A 4,951-nucleotide genomic window follows, 5' to 3' on the forward strand; every position below is an offset into this window, starting at 1 on the left:
ACCACCGGCAAACGCGCAGGCGGAATCGCACATTCGAGATCGACTGGCCCGAAGTCCCCTTCGCCGGAAAGCTTGACATGGATAATGGCTGGCACGGCTATATCACTCCTGAATTACACCGCAGCGATACCATACATTACGTACAATTTTCAACATTAATATTACATTTATGTATACTAACTTACATTCCAGCCGAAGGATTGCCGTAACTTTGGTCTCGACAATTGCCGGTCCGCCACCGCACCATAATCCCGGCAATCAATCCTTTCGCACCAAATCCTGTGCGACGAACGGACGCCCCGGCCCCAAACGCCGGGCGGTAAAATCAAGAACGCCATCAACCGCCACCAACGGGAGACCAGAAAACATGACACGCCTGATGTTTCGCCAAGACGCCTATGCAAAGAATTGCAACGCCACCGTCACCAGTATTTCAGATCGCGGGATCGAACTTGATCAAACGGTGTTTTACGCGACCGCTGGCGGCCAATCGGGTGATATCGGCACACTAACCCTTGGCGATGGCACGGCCCTTCCGGTCGTTACCACGGTCAAGGACCGCGAAACCGGGCGTATCTTGCACATCATTGCTGATGATCATCCCCTGCCCGCGGTTGGCGATACGATCACAGCCGAACTTGACTGGGACAATCGCCACAAGCTGATGCGCTTTCACACCTGCCTGCATCTTTTATGTGCCGTCATCGAAGGCGATGTCACGGGCGGCAACATCGCCGCCCATAAGGCGCGGCTTGACTTCAACCTGCCAGAAGTCACGCTCGACAAGGATGAAATCAGCGAGAAGCTTAATGAACTGATCGCACGTGATGCCAATGTCTATGACGGGGAAATCTCCGTGGCCGAGCTTAAAGCCAACCCGGAACTGGTGCGCACCATGTCGGTACAGCCGCCGATGGACGGACATTCCATCCGGACTGTCACCATCGAGGGGATCGATTTCCAACCCTGTGGCGGCACCCATGTGCGCAAAACCGGCGAGATCGGCAAGGTCATGGTTTCCAAAATCGAAAAGAAAGGCCGTCAGAACCGCCGGATCAATATCGTATTTGACGACTGATGCCATTTGTAGTTGGCAACCAGCAAACATACGGATCATCACCATCCGGCTTGACTGCCAGTTGCCAGCAAGCGGCAGGACCGTTACAAATTTAAATAGATTCAGGACCAAATTTAAAACAATCCCGGAACCAACCGGAAATCCACCACCGTCAATCGGAGCTTGTCCATGACCAACCCACTTTCCGACGCCCTTGTGTCCACCCAATGGCTTGCGGATCACCTTGATGCACCGGACGTGCGCGTCGTCGATGCCAGCTGGTACATGCCAGCCGAAAACAAGAATGCCCGCGAATTCTATGATTCCGAACACATTCCGGGCGCAGTTTTCTTTGATATCGATGATATCGCCGCCGATGACAGTGCCCCGCTGCCGCACATGATGCCCGATGCGATCAAGTTTTCCGCCAAGGTCCGCAAACTGGGCCTCGGCGATGGTGTCCGTGTGGTTGTCTATAGCCAGAAGGGTTCCGCCCTTGCGGCCTGCCGTGCATGGTGGATGCTGCGTCATTTCGGCCATCATGATGTTGTCGTTCTCGATGGTGGCCTGCCAAAATGGATCGCCGAGGGACGCCCGGTCACTGATGCACCGACCCCGCCGCGCGAACGCCACTTTACCGCACGCGCCAACAGCTTCTTGCTGCGTGAATATGATCAGGTTCTATCGAACGTCAAAACCAAACGCGAACAGCTGGTGGATGCCCGCGCAGGCGAGCGGTTCCGCGGTGAAGTTGACGATCCGTGGGGCAAATCTGGCCACGTGCCGGGCTCCTACAACCTGCCCTTCACCGAGCTTCTGAATTCGGATGGCACGTTTAAGTCGGCGGATGAAATCAAGGCTGCGTTCGACGCAGCAGGTGTCGACCTTAACAAACCGATTGTTGCAAGTTGTGGTTCCGGCGTCACCGCCTGTGTTCTTGCCATGGGGGCCTATATTTCCGGCCACAAACAAGTCGCTGTCTATGACGGATCCTGGGCGGAATGGGCCACCACGGAAGACAGCCCGGTTGATACCGGCCCGGCCTGAAAATCGGGCCCCGTCCGTATCACACATTTAAAATGAGAACCCCGATGCCCGCCCCATCCCCGTTCGGTCCGGATATGACCAATCATACCGCCGATGGTGCGGGCATCAGACTTGAACAGCTTAAAGCGCCGTCAAACGACGATATTGCCGCCATCACACGTCTTTGGATTGCGACGGGCCTGATCCCGGCGATCCGTGATGCACGGCAGGATATCGAAAACTGTATTGCGGCCGATAATGGCAGCCTGATTGTCGCGCGCATGCCAGATGATCAGCAAATCTTTGCCACCATGATGACCGGCCATGACACTGTCTTTGGCTGGATTCATTATCTGGCAATCGCCGAACACGCCCAAGGAGGCGGGATTGGCCGCGAACTGGTAAGTTTGGCCGAGGATATCCTGCGCCTTTCGGGCTTAAGTGAAATCCGGATCACGATTGAAAATGCCGCAGCGGGTGATTTTTACGCCAAACTCGGCTATGACTTTATGACAAGCGTCACCGATCAGGCTGATCCTGATCCGCACCAAAACAAGATAATGCGCAAGAGTTTAGTCCAATGACCCCATCCAATCCGCGCAAGCTGGAAGTTGTGATCAGCTTCCTTGAAATGCAAAGCCCGCCCGAACGCGCGCCAGCCATCGTCCCGCCCGGCAAGGTCGCGATCATCCGGGCCGAAAACCCGACTCTGTCATTTTATCGCTACTTATATAATACGGTCGGCGAACCATGGCTGTGGTGGCAACGCCGCCTGATGAGCGACACGGAGCTTTCCGCGATCCTCGCCAAGCCGGAAACACATGTTTATGTGCTTTATGTTGCTGGCGTGCCTGCGGGCTTTGCGGAGCTTGATCTGACGGACTTTGAATCTGACAACGTCATTGATCTGCACTATATGGGCCTGATGCCGGAATTCATCGGCAAGGGCTTTGGCAAATACCTGCTGGATTGGGCGATTGATACCGCCTGGAGCTTCAAACCAACTCGTATCACGGTCAATACCTGCACGCTAGATCATCCAAGTGCACTTGGGGCTTACCAAAAGGCAGGATTTGCTATATACGATCGCCGAACCGATATTGTTGATGATCCGCGCGACACAGGACTGATCCCGCATATCGACCACCATGTCGATCATGATGGTCATCCCGCGAGCGATACACCTGATCGCGAAAGTGATCCGGAAAATGCAAATAATGCAGATTCCGACACTTTGATCGTTGACTTTCCCGACCGCGCACGGTAACAAGCGCGCCTGAGTTTACCCAAGCCAGAGGATGATGACCCATGGCAGTGCCAAAGAAAAAAGTGACCAAGTCCCGTCAGGGCATGCGTCGCTCGCATGACAAGCTCGCCAAGGGCTCGTACCGCGAAGACAAAGAGACCGGCGAACTGCATCGCCCGCACCACATTGACCCGAACACCGGTATGTACCGTGGTCGTCAGGTGGTCGAGCCGAAGATGTAATTCCGCACCGGAGAGCTTTTTGCTCTTTGGCGGTTTGCGACGCTATATATTTCCGCGCCAGTCCTTTCGGACTGGCGTCTGGTTTAAAAAGGGATGAAACCGTTTGGTTTCATCCCTTTTTATTTATCCCTACTCAAACCCATCCATACCGGTCCCGCACACAATCACCCCGACCCGCCCCGGGTGGGGATCGCCCAGGCGATCATTCATGACGGCGGCAATACCCGCGGCGGCGGAAAGTTCAACCGAAATGCCGAACTCTTTCCACAGCCACCTGGCAGATTTTTGCATTTCCTCGTCACTGACCAGTGCGATGCGATCCACATTCCTGCCAATCAGATCGACATTAAGTGCGGATGACTGACGCGGCGCCAGACTGGTGGCCGCTGTATTCACGCTGGGCAATGTCGCGACTTCGTTGGCCTTAAGGCTTTCAAACAGGGTTGCCGCCCCGGTCGGCTCCACACCGATCACCCGGATCGATGGGCGCAACAAGCGTGCGGCTGTCGCCACACCGGCAATCAGTCCGCCTCCACCAATAGCGACGACCAGTGTATCAAGGTCGGGTTGCTGTTCTAAAAGCTCAAGCGCGATGGTTCCCTGCCCGGCAATCACCTTGGGGTCGGCGAACGGGTGGATATAGGCCATCCCGCTTTCATGTGCGTGCTCCATCACAGCACGGTTAGCATCATCCCAAACCGCCCCGATCAAAGCCACGTCAACACCCTGCGCGCGCAGTTTTTTGACTTTGGGCTGTGGGGTGTTGGTCGGCAGGAAGATTTTCACCGGCACCCCCAGTGTGCGGGCCGCATTGATGACACCCATGCCATGGTTGCCGCCCGATGCCGTGCACAGCCCGGCAGATCTTTGTTCGGGTTCAAGGGCCAGTGCGGCATTCATCGCCCCGCGTGCCTTGAAGGATCCGCTGACCTGCATGTTTTCAAGTTTCAGGAACATCTCGGGGATGCGATCACGCGCGACAAAGCCCGATATATCGCCAAAATTACTGGCCGCAAACACCGGGGTCAGGCGCATATGGTCTGATATCGCCTTGCGCGCAGTGCGAAAATCCTGAAGTTCAATCACGGGGCCCCCTTGCTGTATTCTGTGTCATTCGTTGCTGTTATTGCCTGTAAAAAATAGCCTGATATCAGGCATTAACAATGGCTTTGACGCAAAAAGCCTTGAATGGCCGCCGCCAAGGTGGTTTGTCTTTGAGGCATAAGACGTCGCGCCCAAGGAGAACCGCCTGTTATGTCATCGCAAAGCCCCAAACATACCGCAACCAAACTGGTCCATGCCGGTCGCCGTTCCAGCCAGTATCACGGCGTGGTCAATCCGCCGGTTCTGCATGCCTCGACCATCCTGTTTGACAGCCTG

General features: G+C 55.4%; 6 protein-coding genes. 5 read left to right on the plus strand and 1 reads right to left on the minus strand.

The window, feature by feature from the left end; translation table 11 throughout:
- The first annotated feature begins 367 nt into the window (after window positions 1-367).
- The 5 genes from B3Z49_RS14655 (at window position 368) to rpmF (ending at window position 3,571) form a co-directional block, all read left to right on the plus strand.
- Window positions 368-1,078, plus strand: coding sequence for an alanyl-tRNA editing protein (locus B3Z49_RS14655; protein WP_296992214.1), 711 nt, complete (start codon window positions 368-370; stop codon window positions 1,076-1,078).
- Window positions 1,079-1,246: 168 nt separating this feature from the next.
- The gene (gene sseA / locus B3Z49_RS14660; RefSeq protein WP_296992216.1) at window positions 1,247-2,104 is read left to right on the plus strand and encodes a 3-mercaptopyruvate sulfurtransferase; all 858 of its coding nucleotides are present in this window, start codon (window positions 1,247-1,249) and stop codon (window positions 2,102-2,104) included.
- 44 nt (window positions 2,105-2,148) lie between these two features.
- On the plus strand, window positions 2,149-2,667 hold the full coding sequence (locus B3Z49_RS14665) for a GNAT family N-acetyltransferase (protein ID WP_296992218.1): 519 nt from the start codon (window positions 2,149-2,151) through the stop codon (window positions 2,665-2,667).
- A complete protein-coding gene (locus B3Z49_RS14670) occupies window positions 2,664-3,350 on the plus strand; it encodes a GNAT family N-acetyltransferase (protein ID WP_210517201.1) in 687 nt (228 codons plus the stop codon). The genes B3Z49_RS14665 and B3Z49_RS14670 overlap by 4 nt, the downstream gene beginning before the upstream one ends.
- Window positions 3,351-3,391: 41 nt before the next feature.
- On the plus strand, window positions 3,392-3,571 hold the full coding sequence (gene rpmF, locus B3Z49_RS14675; RefSeq protein WP_007090029.1) for a 50S ribosomal protein L32: 180 nt from the start codon (window positions 3,392-3,394) through the stop codon (window positions 3,569-3,571).
- A gap of 129 nt (window positions 3,572-3,700) precedes the next feature.
- Here rpmF and B3Z49_RS14680 read toward each other — a convergent pair whose 3' ends face one another.
- The gene (locus B3Z49_RS14680) at window positions 3,701-4,657 is read right to left on the minus strand and encodes a threonine ammonia-lyase (protein ID WP_296992225.1); all 957 of its coding nucleotides are present in this window, start codon (window positions 4,655-4,657) and stop codon (window positions 3,701-3,703) included.
- Window positions 4,658-4,951 lie beyond the last annotated feature (294 nt).

Origin of the sequence: Thalassospira sp. UBA1131 (assembly GCF_002311515.1) — a bacterium.
Lineage (GTDB): Bacteria > Pseudomonadota > Alphaproteobacteria > Rhodospirillales > Thalassospiraceae > Thalassospira.

Excerpts from the sequence above, each read along its gene's own strand:
- B3Z49_RS14655 (WP_296992214.1), top strand. The coding sequence starts at position 368 with ATGACACGCCTGATGTTTCGCCAAGACGCCTATGCAAAGAATTGCAAC.
- sseA (WP_296992216.1), top strand. The coding sequence starts at position 1,247 with ATGACCAACCCACTTTCCGACGCCCTTGTGTCCACCCAATGGCTTGCG.
- B3Z49_RS14665 (WP_296992218.1), top strand. The coding sequence starts at position 2,149 with ATGCCCGCCCCATCCCCGTTCGGTCCGGATATGACCAATCATACCGCC.
- B3Z49_RS14670 (WP_210517201.1), top strand. The coding sequence starts at position 2,664 with ATGACCCCATCCAATCCGCGCAAGCTGGAAGTTGTGATCAGCTTCCTT.
- rpmF (WP_007090029.1), top strand. The coding sequence starts at position 3,392 with ATGGCAGTGCCAAAGAAAAAAGTGACCAAGTCCCGTCAGGGCATGCGT.